Raw genomic sequence first — 20,109 nt, forward strand, 5'->3', positions numbered from 1 at the left:
GGGGGTTGCCGGTGCCGTCGGTGATGGGGTTGCTGGAGGAGCGCGAGACGGCTGCCCGGGTGCGGGTGGAGGAGTTGCGCGCGGAGGTCGACCGGGTCTTGGCCTTGTTGCGGGACGCCGAAGTGCTGCTGGAGCGCCGGGTGGTCGCCGTTGAGGAACTGGCCGAGGCTCTGGATGCGCGGGTGCCGGTCGAGCAGGCCGTGGACGTCGAGCCGGTGCCGATCGTCGTGAAGCCGGCGAGGTCCGGTTCGGTGGTGCCGCACTGGCGCGCGGGGACGGCGGTGGCGGTACTCGCGCCGGACTACCGGCGGATCGTCGCGTTGGTGGACGAGGGTGGTGGGGTCGGGCTGCGGGCGAAGGATCCGGCGCGTGAGCTGGGTCTGGAGCCGGTTCCGGCGAAGTTGGAGGGGGTGCGGTCGAAGGCGAAACGGCTGGTGACGCGGGGGTGGTTGGCCGAGGAGGTGCCGGGGGTGTTCACGCCGCGGCCCGCGGACGGGCCGCGGCCGAGTGGCGGGCCAGGCGGCGGGTCATGAGCATGCTCATCGACCACCGGATGACTGCTTCGCTGCTGGTGGGGAGGGTTTCGTAGTCGCGGGCCAGGCGGCGTGAGCGCATCAGCCAGCCGAAGGTGCGCTCCACCACCCAACGGCGCGGCAGGACGACGAAGCCGTGCATGTCGTCGGTGCGTTTGACCACCGTCAGGGCGATGTCCAGGTGTTCGTCCGCCCAGTCGACCAGGTCGCCGGTGTAGGAGCCGTCGGCCCACACCCGGCGGATCTTCCGCAGCAGGCCGCCGGCGAGCCGGGCGAGCAGGGTGCGCGCGGCACAGCGGTCGGTCACGTCCGCGGCGGTGACCAGCACGCTCAGCAGCAGCCCGAGGGTGTCGACGACGATGTGGCGTTTGCGGCCGTTGACCTTCTTGCCGCCGTCGTAGCCGCGCGACGCGGACGGCACCGACGCGGCGGCCTTGACCGACTGCGCGTCGATGCTGCCCGCGGTCGGCTCCACCGCTCGGCCCCCGGCGACGCGGCACCTCGCGCGCAGCCGGTCGTGGAACTCGCCGGCCAGGCCCTGGTCGCGCCAGCGGCGGAAGAACGCGTAGACCCGGTCCCACGGCGGCAGGTCGGCCGGCATCGCCCGCCACTTGATGCCGTTGTCGACCAGGTAGCGGACCGCGTCGACCATCTCCCGGTGGCAGTATGCCTCCGGCTGCCCGCCGCGGCCCTCCAGCCACCGGGGCACCGGAAACGCGCCGCGGACGACGGCCCACTCCGCGTCCGTCATGTCCGACGGATACACACGCACCCGGCACGGCCGGCCGTCCGCGTTCCCGTACACATGCGCGAGGCAATCACACTGCAGGGGCCGCGAATTGGACTTGCCCGCCGCAACCGCGTACAACCGTGACAACAGGGCCTCCTGGACCTCGAATGGCGTAGACACCCACCGAGATTCCAAGAGGCCCTGCTTTCATGCGCTCTCAGCGCCGAGACCACTCCAACGAGAACCCAAGTCCTATAACCCGACGCCAAGTTCGGTATGACAACGGCTTCTTAGGACTTTCGGGTCGGGTTGTCGGTCGAGCGTCCGGGCCTGTCGCTGGTGCTGTGTGGTGTTGCCCGAGGTCTCTGGCGGGGATGGGCGGTTCGGGTGTGTGAGGGCCGCAGGAGGGCGTCCAGGCTGCTTGTGTAGCGGTTTCTGGTGGTCGCGGGACGGGCTTGTGGTAGTTGATGGAGGGCTGGTTCGACGGGCCCGCGGGCCGGTGTCGGTTCGCTCGCTTGATGTGGTGGTGGGGCCGCGGAGCGGACCGGGTCCGGTGTCGGGGAGCACTCGTTCGTGCAGCCGAAGGCCGCCGCGTTGGCGACCATGGCCACGTGGCAGGACGCTCTCACCGGTGGTGCGTTGATCGCCGGGAAGGGCCCGTTGCTGCTGGCGACGCAGACCACGCTGCCGCAGGGTTCGGCGGACTACCTCGCCGCGCGGGCTCCCTCGTTGGATCGGGTCGTGGCCGTGGGTGGTTCGGACATGCTCAATGACGCGGTCGCCGGGCAGGCTGCGAAGCTGACCGGCCCGTATGGGTTCTACGACTTCGTCGATTCCCCGGACGGCAACGTCAAGGTCTCCATCGGCTGGTCGATCGGGTACCCCTCCGGCCGTCCCTGGCGTTGTGTCGGGGGCGGCCGGCAGTATGTCGGAACCTCGGCCGGGGGCGGCGCGAAACCCTGTGTTCCACGAGGGCGTTCCGTATGGGTTCACCGAAATGATCTGTCGCTGCTGCGATGTGGGCGCTACTCTCGGCGCGAACCGGTCCGGCCGGTTGGGGGCGTGGATGCCCTTCCGCTGTGCGGGCGAGTGGGTGTATGGGGTCGTCGCGAGCCGCCCGGGATGTGTTCGTGCTTGTCGCGGACCGGTGATTCACTCTTTTGAAAGATGGTTGTCTTGACCGTGAAGAAAGCTTCCTTCCGGGCCCTCGGTGCCGTGTGCGCCACGGCCTCGCTCGCAGTGGTGGCGAACGTGGTGGTGGCACCGACCGCGCACGCGGACCCGGCGACACCGGCCGCGCCCGGGGATCCGATGCAGTTGGTCTATGCGGCGGGGTCGACATTCGGCAACGCCTGGTTGGTTCGTGCGGATGGTGGTGTCGGATCGTTTCCGGTTCCCCCCAACGGGCTCGCGCGGATCATGGCCGTGTCCGGGGACGGCAAACGACTCACGGGGCGCTCCCTGGATGACAGCGACAGCCGAATCCGCACGGTCGACGCCGACGGGAGCAACCCGGCGCACATCGTGATCCCGGGCACTTTCGGTATGGGCAGGGCCTTCTCGCCGGACGGTTCGACGGTGTACCTGGAAAGCGACGTCAGCGGTGACGAGAGTGGGTCGCAGTCCGTCCTGTTGTCCGCCCCGGCGGATCGTGATGCGATCGCCCAGCCGCTCCTTCCCGCTCAGCCGGTCTCCTGCGACAACAACCTGTCCACGTCGACCGGTAAGTACGCCTTCACTCGGAGGCTGCAGGTCGGGGAGCGCTGCGGAGAAGTGCAGTCGGTCATGCTCTACAGCCCGGGGACGGGAGGAGTCGAGCCCGCTGTCGAGGTGAGCGACGCGGGCGTGGAGGTTCCCGTGGTGGGAACGGCCCCGCACATCTCCCCGGACGGGACGCGCCTGGTCTATACCCGCACGACGTACACCCCTGCGGCGGTCGTCGAGTTGCGCGTCCTCGATCTGGCCACCAAGCGCAGCAGGACCGTCTACACGCACAACGGCCCCATGACTGCGAAGTGGTCATCGGATGGTCGATACCTCGCCGTCACCGTCCCCGGTGCACTCAAGCGTCTGGATCCGGAGACGGGACAGGTCGGCACCATCGGGAACGCGTCCCGAGACACCTTCGGTGTCTGGGCGAATCGGACCGTGACGCCGTCGGTGGGTGTTCGGGTGTATGGGTCGAATGCGATTACGACGGGTGTGGCGACGTCGCGGTTCAAGTTCGATGCGGCGGGGTCGGCGTCCGGGGCGCGTAAGGCGAATGTGGCGGTGTTGACGCGTTCGGATGCGTTCTATGACGGTCTCGCCGGTGCGGGTCTTGCGGGTGCCAAGGGTGGGCCGATGTTGTTGACTCCGAAGGAGGGGTTGGCGTCTTCGGTGTCGGCGGAGTTGGCGCGGATTTTGTCGCCGGGCGCGACGGTGTACGTCCTCGGTGACGAGGGTGTCGTCGGTGCGACGGTGGATGCGCAGATCCGCGGGTTGGGTCTGACGCCGAAGCGGCTTGCGGGGAACACGGTTGCGGAGACCGGGATTGCGATCGCGAACGAGTCCACGTCGGCGCCGAAGGAGGTGTTCGTGGCGACGGCGGCGGAGTATTACGACGCGTTGGCTGCGGGTGCGGCGGCGGGTTCGACTCCGGACGCGACCGTTGTCTTTTCGTGGGGTAACGCGTTGCCGGGTGCGACGGCGAATTACCTGCGGGGCCTGGACCGGACGAAGACCAAGGTGACCGCGGTCGGTGGTCCGGCGGTGGTGGCGTTGAACGCGGCGTCGATTCGGATCGATGCGACGGCGGATGGTCGTACCGCGCCGGACACGGCGAAGTTGCTTGCGGAGCACTCGTTCGTGCAGCCGAAGGCCGCCGCGTTGGCGACCATGGCCACGTGGCAGGACGCTCTCACCGGTGGTGCGTTGATCGCCGGGAAGGGCCCGTTGCTGCTGGCGACGCAGACCACGCTGCCGCAGGGTTCGGCGGACTACCTCGCCGCGCGGGCTCCCTCGTTGGATCGGGTCGTGGCCGTGGGTGGTTCGGACATGCTCAATGACGCGGTCGCCGGGCAGGCTGCGAAGCTGACCGGCCCGTATGGGTTCTACGACTTCGTCGATTCCCCGGACGGCAACGTCAAGGTCTCCATCGGCTGACGCCTCGACACCGGTTTCACTCACCGCACCGGCCACCCCTGACGCTTTCTCAGGGGTGGCCGGTCGCATGTCCCCGGTGTTCGGCGTCGTATCGTCGCTGGTTCATGACGATATGTCAGGGTCCGTTGTACAGACGCTGGTTCGTGCGCCACCAGGGAGTGCGAGCGAACGCCCGGCCGTCGTCGGCGGAGGAGACGCCGCGGTTGGGACCTCCCCGAGGGTGGGGCTGAGGTGCCCCGCGTTTTCCGGACGCCTTGCTTGCTGTTCTTCTATGCAGCGAGTCTGAGTTCTTCGTGCTCGCGTAGTGCTTCGAGCGGTGTGCGGTATCCCAGGCTCAAGTGGAGTCGTCGGCGAGGGGGACCGGCCCGCAGTCGACGACCGTGGCGCGCCCGGCGAGTTGCGCCCCCCGCACGCCCCCGAACAACGGGGTCGCCACCACGTCGATGCCCGCGTACACGAACGTCGCCCCGATGCGTTCGGTGAGGTCCTTCAACAGGTCGACGGCCTCCGCTCCGGTGGTGGTGCGTGGGTTGAGGCGGTGGATCTCGTCGATCGCGACCAGCCTCGCCCCGGCCTCCCGATAGGTGTGGCACACGGCGTCGACGATCTGCGCCTGGGTCATGCGAGCTGTGACCGGAACCCCGAGGAACCGGGCGAACTCGCTGGCAAGGGCCTTCGCGCTCGCTCCGGGCGGGACCAGGACGTACGCCACCGGCACCCACCCCTCCACTCCTCGGCCGCGTCGGGCGGCCTCGGCGAGGTGGCACGCCCGACCCACCTGCAACAGCGCGGTGGTCTTGCCGGTGGTGGGCGGCCCGGTGACGATCACGCACGGCCGGGCGCCGGTGTCCTGGTGGCGGCCCAGGATCATCAGGGTGCGCACCGTCCGTGAGATCGCGTCGATCGTCGGGGTGAGCACGACGGCGAACCGCGAGTGATACGCCAACCGTTCCTCCACCCCACGCTCGACCCCGCCCGCTGCGGGCGGTGTGACGGGCGGCCGTTCGACGAAGTCCCGGAACCCGTCCCACGTCGCCGGCGACGGCCGGCGCCCGTCCGCCGCCTCCGTGCCGGTCACCACAACTCGGCCTCGGCGTGCGCGTCCTAACCCGAACCCGCCCGCTCCTCCGAACACCCCGCCCGACCCCGTCTCCGACTCGGAGTGCGCGTCTTCGTCGAGGAACTCGCCACCGCCGTCGAGGTCGTCCAGACTCTCCGCACCGACACCGGCACCGTCGTGTGCCGTCGCGCCCGGTACGCGTCCCGGGAAGACGAGTCCCGTGACCCCCTCCGGGTTCGCGGCATGCCCGTCGTGCCCGGTGCCCGCCTGCCCCACGACGCGGCGCGCCCCGCCGGCCGCCCGATCCGACGCCGTGCCCTCGTGTTCACGGCTCCGGCCGCCGGCGGGGCGGACCTCCCGCAGGAGCACCGCGAGGGCGTCGGGCTCCGGCGGCACCGGGGGCGGTGCGGTCGCGAAGTCCTGCCGGCCCTGCCGGGTGGTCACCGGCCGGGACTGTTCCGCCGTCTCCGCACCGGCACCCCACCTGTCGTCGCCCGATCGCGCATCGAGGCTCACCATTTCAGGGCCTCCCCGTATGCGTCGTAGATCCCGTACTCCGTGTACGGCGGTGCGGGGGAGTCAGTTCGGCTTCGCAGGGGTCCGGCAGCGGCGACTCGTCGAGGCCGTCGTCGAGTTCGTCGAGACTGTCCTTACCCGTCCTGACCGTGTTGTCGGGGTCTTTTTCCTCGCACGCGGTGGCCGGCAGGCGAATCCGGGTGGGTGTGCCGCGGGCGAGGAGGCGTTGTTCGGTGCGGGTGGCTCCTCCGCTGCGGGCACGGCGCATGAGCCGGTCGAGGGCGTCGGCGAGTTCCGCCTCGTGTCGCTCGCGATCCCCGTGTCCGTCGACGCCCGCTCTCACCTGGCGCCACATACAGTCGTCGAACGGCCGATGAACATGATCACGGTGGATCCACGGGATCTCCGCCAGCTCCCCGTCCGGCAACCGGACCCAGATCTGGCGGCCGTCGTGGGGGTTGTGGTGGGCCTCCCCTTTCCCGCCTCGGGCGGCGATGCCGGAGGGCTGCCCCCGGTACGGGCCCAGGACCTGGTGGTCGTAGGTGCGGTGGCCGATGCGGATCCCCGCGTTCGCCGGGGGCCTGCCATCGCACCGGCAGCAGTTCGAGGTAGTCGCCGCCGCTCAGCGGTACCGGCACGTATCCGCATGCCGCGTCCAGGGCGGCCCACATCTGGTTCGGCGTCAACGCGACCCTCGGCATCACCGGATGTCGCAGCCCTTCGTGGGGGCGGTGGTGCGGGTGCACGAGCCATTCGTCGAGCAGGTCCTGCGACCGGGCGACGCTGAAGCACGCTTCGCGTTCGACGTTTCCACCGCGTCGGCCGGCGTCGGAGCCGGTGTATCCGGGAAGGTGTCGGCAGAACAGGGTGTTGATCGATCCGAAGGTGCGCTCGACGATGCCCTTGGCCGTCGGGGCGAACGGCGGGGCCGACTGGACACTGATTCCCAACGTCTCACAGGCCGCGGTGAACGCCCCCGACACGAAGACCTTCCCTCGGTCCACGACGGTCGTCTCCGGTACCGCGACCGGCCGCGCCGCCGCGCCTTCGAGGCGTTTGTCCAGCGACATCGGCCGTTCGCGCGGGAGCAGCCGGGTGTGGGCGAAGCGCAGCGCGTCGGGCCGGGTGGGCCGGGCCGGGTGAGGGACGGCCGTCTCCGCGAACAGCAGCGCCGCGTCCACGGCCGGTGTCCCGCCGGGGAACAGCACCGCCGCCGCCGGGATGGCCCGGATGGTGACGTCGACGGTGATGGTTACGTTCGGGCCGCCCCATCGTGCCGTCCCCGAACAGCGCCGGGCCCGGTCGTCGCACTCGGACATCAGCGGTTCGGCGAGGAAACCGAGGTAGGACCTCTGCTCGCGGGAGGCGGTCTCGGCGAGTTCGGGGACTGGGCGCGGATGGTGGGCAGCCGTCGATCGTTGCCCAGAAGGTTCAGGGCGTCGGCGCTTCTTCATGTCGGTCGGGTTGTAGACGTCTCGCCTCTGGGGTGCGGGCCCGTTCGGCACCGGCGTCGCCGCGTCGGTCATCGTCGCCGGACAGGGGCGTGTCCAACGGCATGTGCAACGGTGAGGATGCGTCCGGGCTGGTGGCGGCATGTTTCGCGGTTGGTTTCCCGCACCTCGCACCCTGCTCGCCTGGCGCCGCGTTCGGTAAACCCCGCCCTGGGAGCGCCCGTTCGACGCCTTGCTCCGAAGCCGCGGTTGCGCACGTCGTTGTCGGAACGCCGGCGCCGTCTATCCCTTCGCCGGCAGATGGACATCGCAACCGGGGCCCGGGGCGAGCGACATCGAGGAGGATCGTGGCCGCGCATCGCGTCCGTCTCAGCGGTGGGAACGACTGGGGAGTGGGTCTGCGCAGTCGGGCGGTCGGCGCGCCGGTGTTGTCCGCGCGGGAGGTCGCCCTGGTGATGCGCGACCTGAACGAGGTCCTGCGCGGGCTCGACGCTGCCGTCGCCCGATACGACTCGAGCGCCGTCGACGAACTGACCACGTTGGCGTGGCAGCGGGCCGCCGAGGTCCCACAACACACCACACGACGCCAACGCGCCGAACTGATCACCCACCGACGGAGCGTCGATGCCTCGGCCTGGCGGGAGAAGGCCCGCACATTCCGCCCCGTGCCCACGCCCGGGCGGGTGGCGCCCGGCACCACCTCCCACCATCGTCTCGAGCCCCCACGGCCCGCCGAACCGGCACCGCCGGAGATGGGCCCGCTCCTGGAACTCGCCACCCGGCTGCGGCCGATCCCGACCCGCGTCGCGCACCGCGGGTCTCTTACGACCTGGGCAAGGCTGAGCGAGGAGGCACGACTGCCCCGACTGCGCCGCGACGATCGGGGCACGCTGTTGTGGCTCGTCGACGACGATCGCGAGGTTCCCGACGAACCCCTGTTGTGCGCCCTGGTGACCGTGGGAGACCGACAGATGGATCCGCTGTACCCTTTCGTCGCCGAACACCTCGGCCGCCCCGCCGACGCCACCGTGACACGGCAGCGTGCCGCATGGGCCCTCAAGGTTCTCAAGGTTCACCAACACTGGCGTCACCGCCGCGCATGAAGCGTGCCCGGTACGGCACGCACGGATCCGACCCACAGACGATCCCGCTCGCGGTGGACCGTGCGAGCGGCGACTTTGATGGGGTCGGGAACTCGTTGACACGACATCCTCGTGCCGTGTCTCGAACCAGCCGCCCCAGCGCTGTCGTCCTGTCGCCCCAGGCAACGACCTCGTTGATCGACCACTCGCCACCTGCGCCCCGGTCGCCGTCCGGGGGTGGACGCGAAGGTCGCCGGACGTGTGCTCCGGAGCCCCTTCAACCAGAAACTAAGCCAACACCGCAGTCGCCTCGGGGTAGTTGGGCCGAAGCCCTCTGGCTCTACGCCGCTGCGCCAGGTCAACCGCATAGGACACCATCAACCGCTCCTGCTCATGCGGGGTCAGCAGCACGTCGCGCCCCTCCTCCGAGGTCGTACCGACTCGTTGCCCTCGAAGCCTGACCGGTTCGTGTTTCCCACCGAAACGGTGCATGTTAACGCGATGTCTCGTAGCATCCCAGGCGTAGGCGTCGACGTCGGCCAGCACACGTTCGATGGACATGGCACGATCATGCCGGCGACCACCGACGCGGCTGCCGCCGTACAGCGGCGCCCGCGAGCCATCCAACCCAGGACATTGCGGGCGTATCCCGAGAACACGGAGCACAGGCCGCCGAGCACTTCGGGAAAGCCGACCATCCAGGGTGGACAGGCTCGGCACCGACGGCGATGGTTTCCCCGACCGCCTGTTCTCCACTCCCGGCCGGAGCGATCGGTGCGCCCCGCTGCGGGCATATCGGTCGAGCGCGGTCGCGGAGATCCCGGCTCCGTCCGACCACGACCAGGTCGACGAAGTCGACGATGCGCGCCGGCGCGCATCCCATCGCCCGCGGTTCACTGTCGGAGATTGGACCGGCCCCGTCCCGCCAGGCCACAGGATCGCCCCCTTCGAAGACCACGCCCACGGCCCCGCGCACCATCGGCAGGTCACCGGGATCCACGATCCCGGCCTCGACCCACTCGTCGACCTTGCCCATCAACGTCCTCGTGAACCGCTCCGCGAACCCCTCCCCGCCGCGCCGTCCGGCGCCCACCTGCTCGAGGGCGCCACCGATCAGCAGCACCGTCCCCCTCAGGAGATCCTCCGCGCCCGTGAAGAGCCGTTGCCGCAGCGATCCGCCCGGCCGGCTCGGGCCACAGCCCCGGGTCATCCGCCGACCGCAGCACGCACGGGCGCCGGATCGCGCTCACCCTTGGCGATCTCGCGTAGGGGACCCCCTCGCTGTCCGGTTTGCAGATCCGCCGATAGAGAATCCGCCCCCATCGTGTATCAGCGTGAACGGCCCTTCGGGTGCGGGCGTGTGGTGGGAGGCGGGGATGCACCGCTATACCCCAACTCCGTTTTCCGAGAGCGTGGTTACCCGCCATGGGCCCTCTCGGGGTGAGGCTTTGTGGCCTGAAACAGATGGTTGTGCAGATGGCGAAGGTTTCCGTATGGGACATCGCACACCCCGCGCCGGCCGTTTGGTTGTTTCGTCCATTTCGTGGATCTTCTCGGTGATGGGCCGGGGCTTCTAGGCTCCCCTGCGGCGTGGTCATGGTGATCGCGCCATCACAGGGGGTGGCGTGTGCTGACAAGCTGGATGAGGGCTGCCCGAGGGCGCCTCGAACAGGACAAACAATCGCCCTCCCGGAAATGGGCCGGACGCCGGTCGACAGCCGTAGTGGTTTCCGGGGCCCTGACGGTGACGCTGCTTGCGGGTTCGGAAACGGCGTTCGCGGCGGAGCCCAAGCCGCCGGCGGCCGCCGCGGGTGGTGTGTCCGTGCAGGACCTGCCGTCGGCGCGGTTGGCGGCAAGGCTGCGTGGCGAGCGAGTACAGGTCCTCGACAAGTTGACCGAGGCGTCGACGACATGGGCGAACCCGGACGGGACACTGACGACGGAGACGTCGGCGGGCCCGGTGCGGTTCCGTCGTAACGGCGTGTGGGTGGATATCGATGTGGCCTTCGCCCGCCGGCCCGATGGGAGCGTGGTGTCGAAGGCGCACCCCGGCGGGCTGCGGCTGGCAGGCCCCGGCGGCGGCGACCGCGCGAAGTCGTTCGCGGAGTCGGCGAGTTCGAAGCCGCAGGACCTGATCACGGTCGGTGCGGGCGCGCAGGCGGTGGCGTTGCAGTGGAAGGGAGGCCTGCCCGAGCCGAAGCTGGACGGCGCGAAGGCCACCTACCCGGACGCACTGCCGGGCGCGGACCTGGTGGTGGAGGCGACCCGGACCGGGTACGAGCAGTTCCTGGTCCTCAACAAGCGCCCGGAATCGAGGAGTTCTTTCACCCTCCCACTCCGTGTCCAGGGCGTGAACGTCGCGAAGCAGGCGGATGGCAGCGTGCTGTTCACCGACAGGGCGACCGGGCGTGAGCTGGCGACGATGCCCGCCCCCCACATGTGGGACGCCACCGTCGACCCGAGGACCGGCGAGCACACCCGCACGGTCCCCGTCGGCCTGGAGGTCGCACAGACCGGATCGAACATCGAACTGCGCCTGACCCCGGACGAATCGTTTCTGGCCGACCCCGCGACGGTGTTCCCGGTGACCGTCGACCCGTCCTCGGGCGCGCTGTCGGACGTGTTCGACACGTGGGTTCAACAGGGGCAGACCGCGGACCAGTCGACACATACCGAGCTGAAGATCGGTTGGCCGGGCGACTACGCGAACCCGCCGACGAACACCCAGCCCAGAGTCGCGAGGTCGTTCGTCACCTGGAACATGGCGCCGATCAAGAACGCGATCGTGTCCTCGGCGACGCTGAAGCTGTTCAACTTCCACTCCTGGGACTGCACCCAGCCTCGTGCGTGGGAAGTGTGGGACACCAATACCTCCAGTACCGCCACCCGGTGGACCGCGCAACCGAACTGGCTGCAGAAGTTCGCCACCTCGACCGAGACCCGCGGGACCAACTGCAACAACGGCGGGTGGGTCTCCGCGGACGTCACCTCGCTGTTGCAGTACTGGGCCGGACAGACCTCCGTCGTCAACCAGGGCATGGGCATCCGCGCCACGAACGAAGCCGACACCTACGCGTGGAAGCGGTTCTACTCCGGCAACGCCGCCGCGTCGCAGATCCCCACGATCGAGGTGACGTACAACTACCGGCCGCGCACCGGCACCGACCTGCAGGCCGGCCCGCCGTTCTTCTCCTACAACGGCGAGTACGTCGTCAACACCCTCACCCCGACGCTCCGCGACACGTTCGTCGACACGGACAACGACCAGGTCGACGGCACTTTCCAGATCTTCGACGCCGCCACCAATACCCAGGTCGGCAATGTCGTCGTCTCCCCGTACGCGCCCAGCGGCCAACCGGTCTCCGCCGTGGTCCCGCCCGGGGTGCTGCAGAACGGCAAAACCTACAAGTTCCGCTCCAGCCCGTATGACGGGACGCACTACAACGACGGCTGGTCGGCGTGGAAGACCTTCACCGTCGATACCGCCGCACCCTCCGCCCCCGGGACGATCACCTCGGCGGATTACCCTCCGAACGCGTGGGTGAAGGGAATGGGGCAAATCGGCACGTTCACCGTGACCCCGCCTGCGACCGATCGCAACTGGCTCGAATGGACGCTGGACGGCTCGACGTGGACCAAGGTTCCCCTCGGCACCAGTAACATTCCCGTGGCACTGCACATCACACCGACCGAAGGCGGAACGCACACCCTTCAGGTACGCGCGGTCGACAAGGCCGACAACAAGTCCGAAGCGGTCCCGTACACCTTCCACGTCGGCGCCGGGGCCATCACTGGCGTCGAGGACGGTGAACGCGTTGCCGCCCGACTGCCTCTCGTGGCGGAAGCCGACGCGTCCAAGTACAACGCGGTGACGTTCTCCTGGCGACGCTCGGACGCCGACCCCTGGTCACAGGTCCCGGCCGCACACGTCACCAACGCCGGACAGCCACTGACTGCCTGGCCGGTGGCGCTGACCAACGGCGTCGGTCCGGCGTTGGCATGGAACGCCACAACTACTGTCAGCCCCGACGGTCCCGTGCAAATCAGGGCCGACTTCACCGGGCCCGGCGACGTCACCGGATCAGCCGACCCACTCAAACTCGTCATCGACCGCGCCGCCGACGGCGCCGAAACCCAGCCGATCGGTCCCGGAACGGTCAACCTGCTCACCGGGGACCACGGCCTGTCCGCGGCCGATGCCTCGTTCTTCGGCATGAGTGTGACTCGCACCGCCTCCTCCAGAGTCCCGGCTGCCGGGGCCGCGCAGGAAGGGCAGGTGCCGATCTTCGGCAAGGAGTGGTTGTCCGGCACCCCGGCCGAGCTGACCGAGTCTCATTACACCGCGATCACGAAGACATCGAACACCGCGCTGACCGTGACCAAGCATGATGGCTCGACCACAGGCTTCACCGCCAACCAAGCGAACAACGGATGGGTCCCGGAGACCGGAGCCGAGCGCCTGGCGCTCACCGGTGCCTTCGACACCGGATTCACCCTGTCCGACAACAACGGCACCGTCACCACATTCGCCAAGGCCGACTCGGCCACCACATCGTGGACGGTGACCAGCTCTCTCGTCGAAGGTATGACCCACTCCACGATCAAGGTCGTCTCCGAAACGATCACCACCCCCCAAGGCGCCAAGCTGGCCCGCCCGAAGCGCATCATTGCCGCGACGAGCGCCGTGACCCTCGCCGTGTGTGAGGCGAATCCGGCCACCAAGGGCTGTCGTGTCTTGGAATTCGTCTACGCGACCGCCACCACAGCGTCTGGAACGACGTTTGGGGACTACGCCGGACAAGTCGCGCAGATCAAGCTGTGGGCCACCGACCCCGGTGCCGCTGCAGCCACGGACACCGTCGTTGCCCAGTACGCGTACGACAGCACGGGTCGCCTTCGAGAGCAGTGGGATCCGCGGATCAGCCCGTCACTGAAGACCGGCTACACCTACGACACGGCGGGTCGCGTCGTGACCCTCACGCCGGCCGGACAACTCCCGTGGCAGTTCGCCTACGGCAACGTCGGCGGATCGGCAGCAGCTGGTGACGGCATGCTGTTGTCCGTCTCGCGTCCCGGCATTGCGAACGGCGCCGCCCAGACGACCACTGTCGTCTACGGCGTTCCCGTGACCGGCCCGACGGCGCCGTACAACATGAGCACCACAGCGATCGCGGCGTGGGGTCAGAACGATGTCCCCACGGACGCGACCGGCATTTTCCCAGCCGACCAAGTCCCCGCAGGCAGCAACGGCTCCGCTCTGCCCGCCAACGGCTACACCCGTGCCAGTGTCATCTACCTCAACGCGTCCGGCCGGCAGATCAACACGGCACAGCCCGGCGGCCGCATCACGACCACTGCCTACGACAAGTTCGGCAACACGGTCCGGGAACTCACCGCCGCCAACAGGGAACTGGCCCTGTCCTCCGGCCCCCCCGGACGGGACGTGCTCACCGACCTCGGCATCGCCGGGCTGCCGAGCGGCGAGCGTGCCCGGTTGCTGTCGACGACCACGACCTACGATGACGACGGCACTCGGCAATTGGAAGAACTCGGTCCCCTCCATCAAGTCACTCTGGCCGCGAATCTCACCGAAGGCGGCCAGACCATGGCCACTGCGGGAACCGCGATCGCTGCGCGCACGCGCACGACCCGGGAGTTCGACGCCGGACGTCCTACCGACGGCACCGCCACTATCAAAAACCAGGTCACACGCAAGTCCACCGGCGCTCAGCCGAGGTTCGACTCCGCGCTGTTCGCCGACATACGCGTGACCGCCACTGGCTACGACTGGGTCAAGGGCCTGCCCACGAGCGCCACTCAGGATCCGAGCGGTCTGAACCTGATCACCACGACGACACACGACGCGGCGGGCCGGCCGATCAAGACCACGCTGCCCAAGTCCGCCGGTACGGATGCCGGCGCCACGATCACCACCTACTACACCGCGACCGGAACCGCTCCGTGCGGGGGTCGACCCGAGTGGGCGGACGCCGTCTGTACGGTGGGTCCGGCCGGGAGCATCACCGGTAGCGGGGCCAATCCGACCGAACTCGGCACCAAGACCACCGAATACGACCGGTGGGGTCAGACCGCCAAGGTCACAGAGACCGCCAACGGCGCGACCCGCGTCACGACCACGGGCCGTGACGGCGCCGGTCGGCAGACCACGCAGTCCGTCACCGGGGCCGGAACTGCCGCACCCACCGTCACCACGGGCTACGACACGGCCAACGGCCTCGCCACGACCACCAGTTCGCCGACGGGCGGAACGATCAGCCGCGGCTACGATGCCCTCGGACGTCAGACCTCGTACACGGACGCCGACGGAGGAGTCACCACGACCGCGTACGACATCCTGAACCGTCCGACCACGGTCACCGACAACGCGCCTTCCGTCACCACGTACACGTACGACACGGCCGTCGAGCCTCGCGGCCTGGTCACGGAGACGGACGATTCGATCGCCGGTACGTTCAGCGCCCGCTACAACGGCGACGGCACCGCGATCAGCGGTTCGCTCCCCGGCGGCTACACCATGCGCCAGGAAATCGACCCGGTCGGCAACGTTCGGACGCGAAGCTATACCCGCAACAGTGACAACGCGATGCTCCTCAACGACACCCTCACCGTGTCGGTCCACGGCGAATGGCTCACGCACGCCGCCTCGCCCGGCCAGGCTTCCACACAGGCCTACCGTTACGACGGCATCGGACGCCTCACCGAGGTTCGGGACTCCGCCGACGGCGTGTGTACCACTCGCGGCTACGCCTACGACAAGAACTCCAACCGCACCGCTCAGAGTTCCACCGTGAGCCTGCCCGGCGCCGACTGCACGACCACGGGCGGTACCACTGTCACCCACGCCTACGACAGCGCCGACCGCCTCGTCGACAGCGGAATCGTCTACGACGCATTCGGCCGCACAACCACACGGCCGAACGGAACCACCACCGACTACTACGCCAACGACCTCGTCCGGCAACAGACAGTCGGTGGCAACCGTCAGACCTGGTCCCTGGACGCAGACTTGCGCTTCCGCAACTGGACCACGGAGACGAACAACAACGGCACTTGGACCCAAAGCGGCTCCAAGGTCAACCACTATGCGAACGATTCCGACCGTCCCCGCTGGATCGTCGAGAACACCACTACAGGTGCTATCACTCGCCAGGTGATCGCCCCGTACGGCAACTTGGCAGCCATCACCGATACGACGGGCAACGTCGTCCTGCAGTTCACCAACCTGCACAACGACGTTGTCGTCGCATTGACCCTCGGGGCGAACCCCACGCCGCAAGCGGTGGAATTCGACGAGTTCGGCGTCGTCAAATCGGGCCCCGGTGTGCGATACGGATGGGCCGGCGGTCCACAGCGCTCGGCCGAGACGCCAAGCGGCAACATTCTCATGGGTGTTCGTCTGTACGATCCCACCACCGGCCGATTCCAGAGCGCCGACCCCGTTCGATACGGCAGTGCCAACTCGTACGACTATGCCGACCAAAACCCGATTGCGAACGAGGACTTGACCGGATTGTGGCGTGTCAAGATCTGCTGCCGCCAATGGGGTAGCATAGGCATACGTTTCGATAAGGACATCACCAACAGAGTCGCGAACCACGGCTGGGTCGTTGCCGGGGCGGTTGGTTCGCTGGTGAGCTGGCTGGTCGGCCCGCTGTGGGGAATTATCGTGGGCGCAGGCCTCGGCTGGGCACCCGCTACGGCGGGATATGCCCTCAACCGTGGGAGATGCCTCTACGCACGAGTCTATTCGTATCGGTGGAGGCTCTCTTTGGGTAACACTCCCTGCATCTGAACTGGAGCGTCATGAACACAGAGGGCCTGAAGGGCTTTATCCGCAGGCAATGGCTCGGACTCGCGATCTTCGCGTTTTTCCTGGTGTTCCACGCGGCTCTCGGTTTCTACTCGTGGTTGCTGACCGATCTCGTTCTCGGAGTGGCTCTCATCGGGTTTCTCGTCTGGGGAGATCGCCGGTTCGCTCGGAATCGACGCCCCTGACCGTGTGAGAGTGTTCGGCCCGCCGGAGGAACCGGCGGGCCGAACCCGGTTGCGGTCAACGATCGACAACCAAGGCCTTGGATACGAACTCCATCGCGTCGCCGAACAGCGCGCGGTGGCGGCCGGCGGCGTGATTGTCGAGACCCGCGCGCGGCTCGGATCCTCCTCGGCAGCCGGCAACACTGACACCCCACATGCACCGCATCACCCAACCCCTGCCCCCGGTCGCACCCGGCAGTGTTCGACGCACACCACGCCGGCGCCTCCGAGCGCGACCATCGTCGGCGGCGCGCAGGACGGCGGATTGCACGCGACCAAGCGCGCGGCCCGGTACTGCTCGACCTCGTCGATGCGCCGCCGGCCGAGACAACGGATGAGGTCGCTGCCGGTGGCTTGTCCTGGTCGAATACTCGTCCATCGGGGTTTGACCAGCGCGTTTGCCTGATCCGATGATTGCCGGCCATGGCTGTTCGGATGCTGTACCGGCTCGTCGTCCATGTGTTCTCGTGGATGGTGCTGCTCGCGCGGTCGACCGCGGTCAAGGACGCGGAGATTCCCGTGCTCCGCCACGAGGTGGCGGTGTTGCGCCGGGCGAACCCGTAGCCGCGGCTGTCCCGGCCGAACCGCGCGCTGCCGTCCGCGTCGGCCCGGATGTTGCCCGAGGCGCTGCGCGCGCACCGAATCGTCACCCCGGGCACGCTGTCGCGGTGGCACCGTCGCCTCGTCGCCGCGCGGTGGCGGCCGCCGCGTCCGCCGGGCCGGCCACCGGTTCCGGACGAGATGGTCGCGTCGATCGTGCGGTTCGCGACCGAGAACCGGACCCGGGGCGTCGTGCGGATCCAGGGTGAACCGCGGCGCCCGGGCCACCGCGTTGCCGCTTCCACGATCCGGAAGATCCCGCGGACACGCAGGGCCCCGCCGCCCGGCCGACGCGGCGACACGTGGCGCACGTTCCCGCGGGTATAAGCCGAATCGCTCCTCGCCGTCGACTTCCTCCACGTCGACACCGTGACGCTCAAACGGTTGTACGCGGACTTCGTCATCGAACCGGGCACCCGGCGCGTGCGACTGCTCGGGGCCACCGCACACCCGACCGGCGCCCGGGCCGTCCGGGTCTCCCGCGACCTCGCCGCCGACCTCGAAGACGCCGGTCACGGGTTCGCGTACCCGATCCGGGACCGGGACGCGAAGTTCACCGCCGCCTTCGACGCCGTATTCGCGTCGATCGGCATCGAGGTCGTGCCCACCGCGCCGCAGGCGCCGCGCACGAACGCCTTCGCGGAACGTCGGATCGCCTCCGTCGCTGGCCGACGCGAATGCACCGACCGGCCCCTCGTCGCCGGCGAACACCACCTGCGCACGGTCCTCGCCTACGTCGAGCACTACGACACCGGACGCGGTCACCACGGCGACGGACTGCACCTGCGTGCCCCCGACGACGACCCGCACGTGCTCGCGTTCCCGGCACGGCTCGACCGGACATGCCGTCGCCAAGTCCTCGGAGGGCCGCTCGACGAGTACCCATCCGCCGCATGAAATCCGAGGTCAGTGCAGGTAGCCGAGTATTCGACCACCACAGGCCATCCGATTCGACGAACCGTCCAAGCGACTTACGTGGTCCAGGCGGATCCGGTCGAGGCTGGTTTTGGTCATGTGTACGGTGCCGTCGTCGATCGCGGTGATCGCGGCTTGGCGGATGAGGCGGGAGGGGGCTGCCGATCCGGCCGGCGGTGCGTTGGTGGAGATAGGGCGCGAGGCGGGGGAGTGTCCCCGCGCAGTGTGCGTGCAGGTCGAGGGCGGCTTCCATTCCGGCGATCAATTCTTTGAACGGTTCGCGTTTCCCGAGCCGGGCGGGGAAGCGCCGCACTCGACCAACGAGGCGCGTCCGGCGAGTTGCGCTCCGCGTACCCCACCGAACAACGGGGTAGCGGTCACGTCGATGCCGGCGTACACGAATGTCGAGGCGATGGAACGCTCCGAGCACAGGTCCGAACGGATCCCCCGTCGCCGTCACGGTCTGCTGTCTCCCGCGAGGCGCACACCGAGTTCGAACGGGGGCAGGCGGGTGATCAGTCCCCCTGCTCCCGCATTCGGTCCCGGGTTCAGAGCTCGTCGGATCCGGCACAACCGGTCCTCCACGCGGCCCGCATCCGCGGACAACGTCTTTCGGTCTTCGGCGAAAAGCCCTGATCCGCACGGGTCCCTGCGGCGCCGAACGCACAGCAGTGAGACGTGTCCGGGCCGCTCTCGGGGCTGGTTTCACGCCCGTCCGGGAGCAGGGCGGAAAACTAGCCTGTCTTCGGCAGTTTCCGGCCGCATCGGCTTTCAACAGTGGTGAACAGGGGCCGCGATCCGAAAGGTGATGCGGTGTGTTGCGTTTTCACTTCACCGAGGCCGATCTGCGTCGGGTGGTCGTCGCTCCCGCCCCGAACGCGCTGCTGGAAGTCGCGCTCAGCGTGCGCTATTTGCGCACCCCGACCGGGACGCCATGGTCGCGCACGGGACTTCGCGTCTGGCGACACGAGGTGACGAGAGGCTTGGCTCCACGGGCAGGCATCCTCGGCGACCTGGACCCTCCACAGGGCGGCATCTTCGACTTCTTCGTCCAATTGTCCGCTCCCGATCTGCACGACGGCCTCGACCTGGCCTGCCGGACGCCGACGGGGGAACTTGCGGACGAGATAGCCGTTCTGCCGCACCCGGTGCGAACCGCCCCCTTGTTGCGGGAACTGGCGGACGGCACCGCCCTGGGCCGGCAACGTCTCGCGCGCGACACCCGGCGCTATTTCGCCTCCTCGCTCGCGCCCCTGTGGTCGCGGATCCAGGCCGGCGCCGTCACGGACCGGGCATTGCGCGCCGAGACGCTGCTCCGCGGCGGCGTCGACGCCATGCTGGCCACGCTCGTCCCGCATTGGAGCTGGCAACCACCGGTCCTGTGCGTGCCCGCACCGTGCGCCCCGCGCGACGTCCGACTGGACGGACACGGTCTACTGCTCGTCCCCTCGTACTTCATACGCAGTCCGATGTTCGGGCGCAGCCCCGGCGGGCCCATGGAACTGTTCTATCCGCTGCACACCGGCGAGCGGCCCGCCCGGGCCACCGACACTCTGGGGCCACTGTTGGGACGTACCCGCGCCGCCGTTCTGGCCGCCCTGCGTCACCCGGCCGGCACCTCCGAGGTGGCCGAGCGCACCGGGATCTCGCTGCCCTCGGCCAGCGAACACACCACGGTCCTGCGCAAAGCCGGGCTCGTCTCGACGACCCGTGTCGGCGCCGGGGTCCTGCACACCCTCACTCCGTTGGGCGTCGACCTCCTTCGCGGCGACTCGGCCGGCTGACGTTGGCTCGGGGGGTCTGACACGAAAATAACGTTCGTCAGGTGGCCGGGATGGGGTCGAAGCGGATGGTCAGGCCGAGGTTGTTGGCTTCTTTGGCCATGCGGCGCATGGCGCGTTCGGCCGGTCACTGCGGCGGGCGAGCGTTGGTTGGCCGATGCCGCCACGACGCCCGCCACCGCCACGCACCCAGGTGCCCGCCACGGCGACCGGTTCGAGATCGTCCCGCTCATCCGGGTGTT

11 protein-coding genes and 2 pseudogenes are annotated in these 20,109 nt (G+C 68.9%); 8 read left to right on the plus strand and 5 right to left on the minus strand.

Going from position 1 to position 20,109, the window contains the following annotated elements; genetic code table 11:
* Positions 1-23 precede the first annotated feature (23 nt).
* A complete protein-coding gene (locus ACIBM5_RS33615) occupies positions 24-533 on the plus strand; it encodes a hypothetical protein (protein ID WP_396010417.1) in 510 nt (169 codons plus the stop codon).
* On the opposite strand, the gene ACIBM5_RS33620 is transcribed toward ACIBM5_RS33615, so the two are convergent.
* Complete coding sequence (locus ACIBM5_RS33620; RefSeq protein ID WP_396010418.1) at positions 475-1,284, minus strand: IS5 family transposase; 810 nt, start codon at positions 1,282-1,284, stop codon at positions 475-477. The genes ACIBM5_RS33615 and ACIBM5_RS33620 overlap by 59 nt on opposite strands.
* Positions 1,285-2,445: 1,161 nt before the next feature.
* Between ACIBM5_RS33620 and ACIBM5_RS33625 the strand changes: the two genes are divergently transcribed.
* Positions 2,446-4,407, plus strand: coding sequence for a cell wall-binding repeat-containing protein (locus ACIBM5_RS33625; protein ID WP_396010431.1), 1,962 nt, complete (start codon positions 2,446-2,448; stop codon positions 4,405-4,407).
* Between the two features lie 334 nt (positions 4,408-4,741).
* Here the strand turns inward: ACIBM5_RS33625 and ACIBM5_RS33630 are convergent, their stop codons facing one another.
* Together ACIBM5_RS33630 and ACIBM5_RS33635 are read right to left on the minus strand one after the other, a co-directional pair.
* Entirely contained in the window at positions 4,742-5,911 is a 1,170-nt protein-coding gene (locus ACIBM5_RS33630) for a TniB family NTP-binding protein (protein ID WP_396010419.1), read from the minus strand.
* 455 nt (positions 5,912-6,366) lie between these two features.
* Entirely contained in the window at positions 6,367-7,509 is a 1,143-nt protein-coding gene (locus tag ACIBM5_RS33635; RefSeq protein ID WP_396010420.1) for a hypothetical protein, read from the minus strand.
* Between the two features lie 272 nt (positions 7,510-7,781).
* On the opposite strand from ACIBM5_RS33635, the gene ACIBM5_RS33640 reads away from it, so the two are divergent.
* Positions 7,782-8,537: a hypothetical protein gene (locus ACIBM5_RS33640; protein WP_396010421.1), complete on the plus strand. Its 756-nt coding sequence runs from the start codon at positions 7,782-7,784 to the stop codon at positions 8,535-8,537.
* A 273-nt stretch (positions 8,538-8,810) separates the two neighbouring features.
* On the opposite strand, the pseudogene ACIBM5_RS33645 reads toward ACIBM5_RS33640, so the two are convergent.
* Positions 8,811-8,927: pseudogene (locus ACIBM5_RS33645) on the minus strand (urease subunit gamma); the annotation flags it as partial.
* A gap of 1,480 nt (positions 8,928-10,407) precedes the next feature.
* Here ACIBM5_RS33645 and ACIBM5_RS33650 point away from each other — a divergent pair.
* From ACIBM5_RS33650 to ACIBM5_RS33665, 4 genes are all read left to right on the plus strand, one after another.
* Positions 10,408-16,329, plus strand: a complete 5,922-nt coding sequence (locus tag ACIBM5_RS33650) for a DNRLRE domain-containing protein (protein WP_396010422.1) — start codon at positions 10,408-10,410, stop codon at positions 16,327-16,329.
* An 11-nt stretch (positions 16,330-16,340) separates the two neighbouring features.
* Positions 16,341-16,532 carry a hypothetical protein gene (locus tag ACIBM5_RS33655; protein WP_396010423.1) on the plus strand — a complete coding sequence of 64 codons (192 nt, stop codon included), beginning with the start codon at positions 16,341-16,343 and terminating at the stop codon, positions 16,530-16,532.
* A gap of 462 nt (positions 16,533-16,994) precedes the next feature.
* Positions 16,995-17,135, plus strand: a complete 141-nt coding sequence (locus ACIBM5_RS33660) for a hypothetical protein (RefSeq protein WP_396010425.1) — start codon at positions 16,995-16,997, stop codon at positions 17,133-17,135.
* A 405-nt stretch (positions 17,136-17,540) separates the two neighbouring features.
* Positions 17,541-18,068, plus strand: a complete 528-nt coding sequence (locus ACIBM5_RS33665; protein ID WP_396010426.1) for an integrase — start codon at positions 17,541-17,543, stop codon at positions 18,066-18,068.
* A 9-nt stretch (positions 18,069-18,077) separates the two neighbouring features.
* On the opposite strand, the pseudogene ACIBM5_RS33670 reads toward ACIBM5_RS33665, so the two are convergent.
* Positions 18,078-18,500 (minus strand): annotated as a pseudogene (locus ACIBM5_RS33670) (hypothetical protein); the annotation flags it as partial.
* Between the two features lie 401 nt (positions 18,501-18,901).
* Here ACIBM5_RS33670 and ACIBM5_RS33675 point away from each other — a divergent pair.
* The gene (locus ACIBM5_RS33675; protein ID WP_396010427.1) at positions 18,902-19,870 is read left to right on the plus strand and encodes an ArsR/SmtB family transcription factor; all 969 of its coding nucleotides are present in this window, start codon (positions 18,902-18,904) and stop codon (positions 19,868-19,870) included.
* Positions 19,871-20,109 lie beyond the last annotated feature (239 nt).

The organism is Embleya sp. NPDC050493 (assembly GCF_044458105.1).
Classification (GTDB): domain Bacteria; phylum Actinomycetota; class Actinomycetes; order Streptomycetales; family Streptomycetaceae; genus Embleya.

Bases quoted from the DNA above. Each gene is read 5' to 3' on its own strand.
- ACIBM5_RS33660 (WP_396010425.1), top strand. From the start codon at position 16,995: ATGGCTGTTCGGATGCTGTACCGGCTCGTCGTCCATGTGTTCTCGTGG.
- ACIBM5_RS33655 (WP_396010423.1), top strand. From the start codon at position 16,341: ATGAACACAGAGGGCCTGAAGGGCTTTATCCGCAGGCAATGGCTCGGA.
- ACIBM5_RS33635 (WP_396010420.1), bottom strand. From the start codon at position 7,509: ATGACCGACGCGGCGACGCCGGTGCCGAACGGGCCCGCACCCCAGAGG.
- ACIBM5_RS33620 (WP_396010418.1), bottom strand. From the start codon at position 1,284: ATGACGGACGCGGAGTGGGCCGTCGTCCGCGGCGCGTTTCCGGTGCCC.
- ACIBM5_RS33615 (WP_396010417.1), top strand. From the start codon at position 24: ATGGGGTTGCTGGAGGAGCGCGAGACGGCTGCCCGGGTGCGGGTGGAG.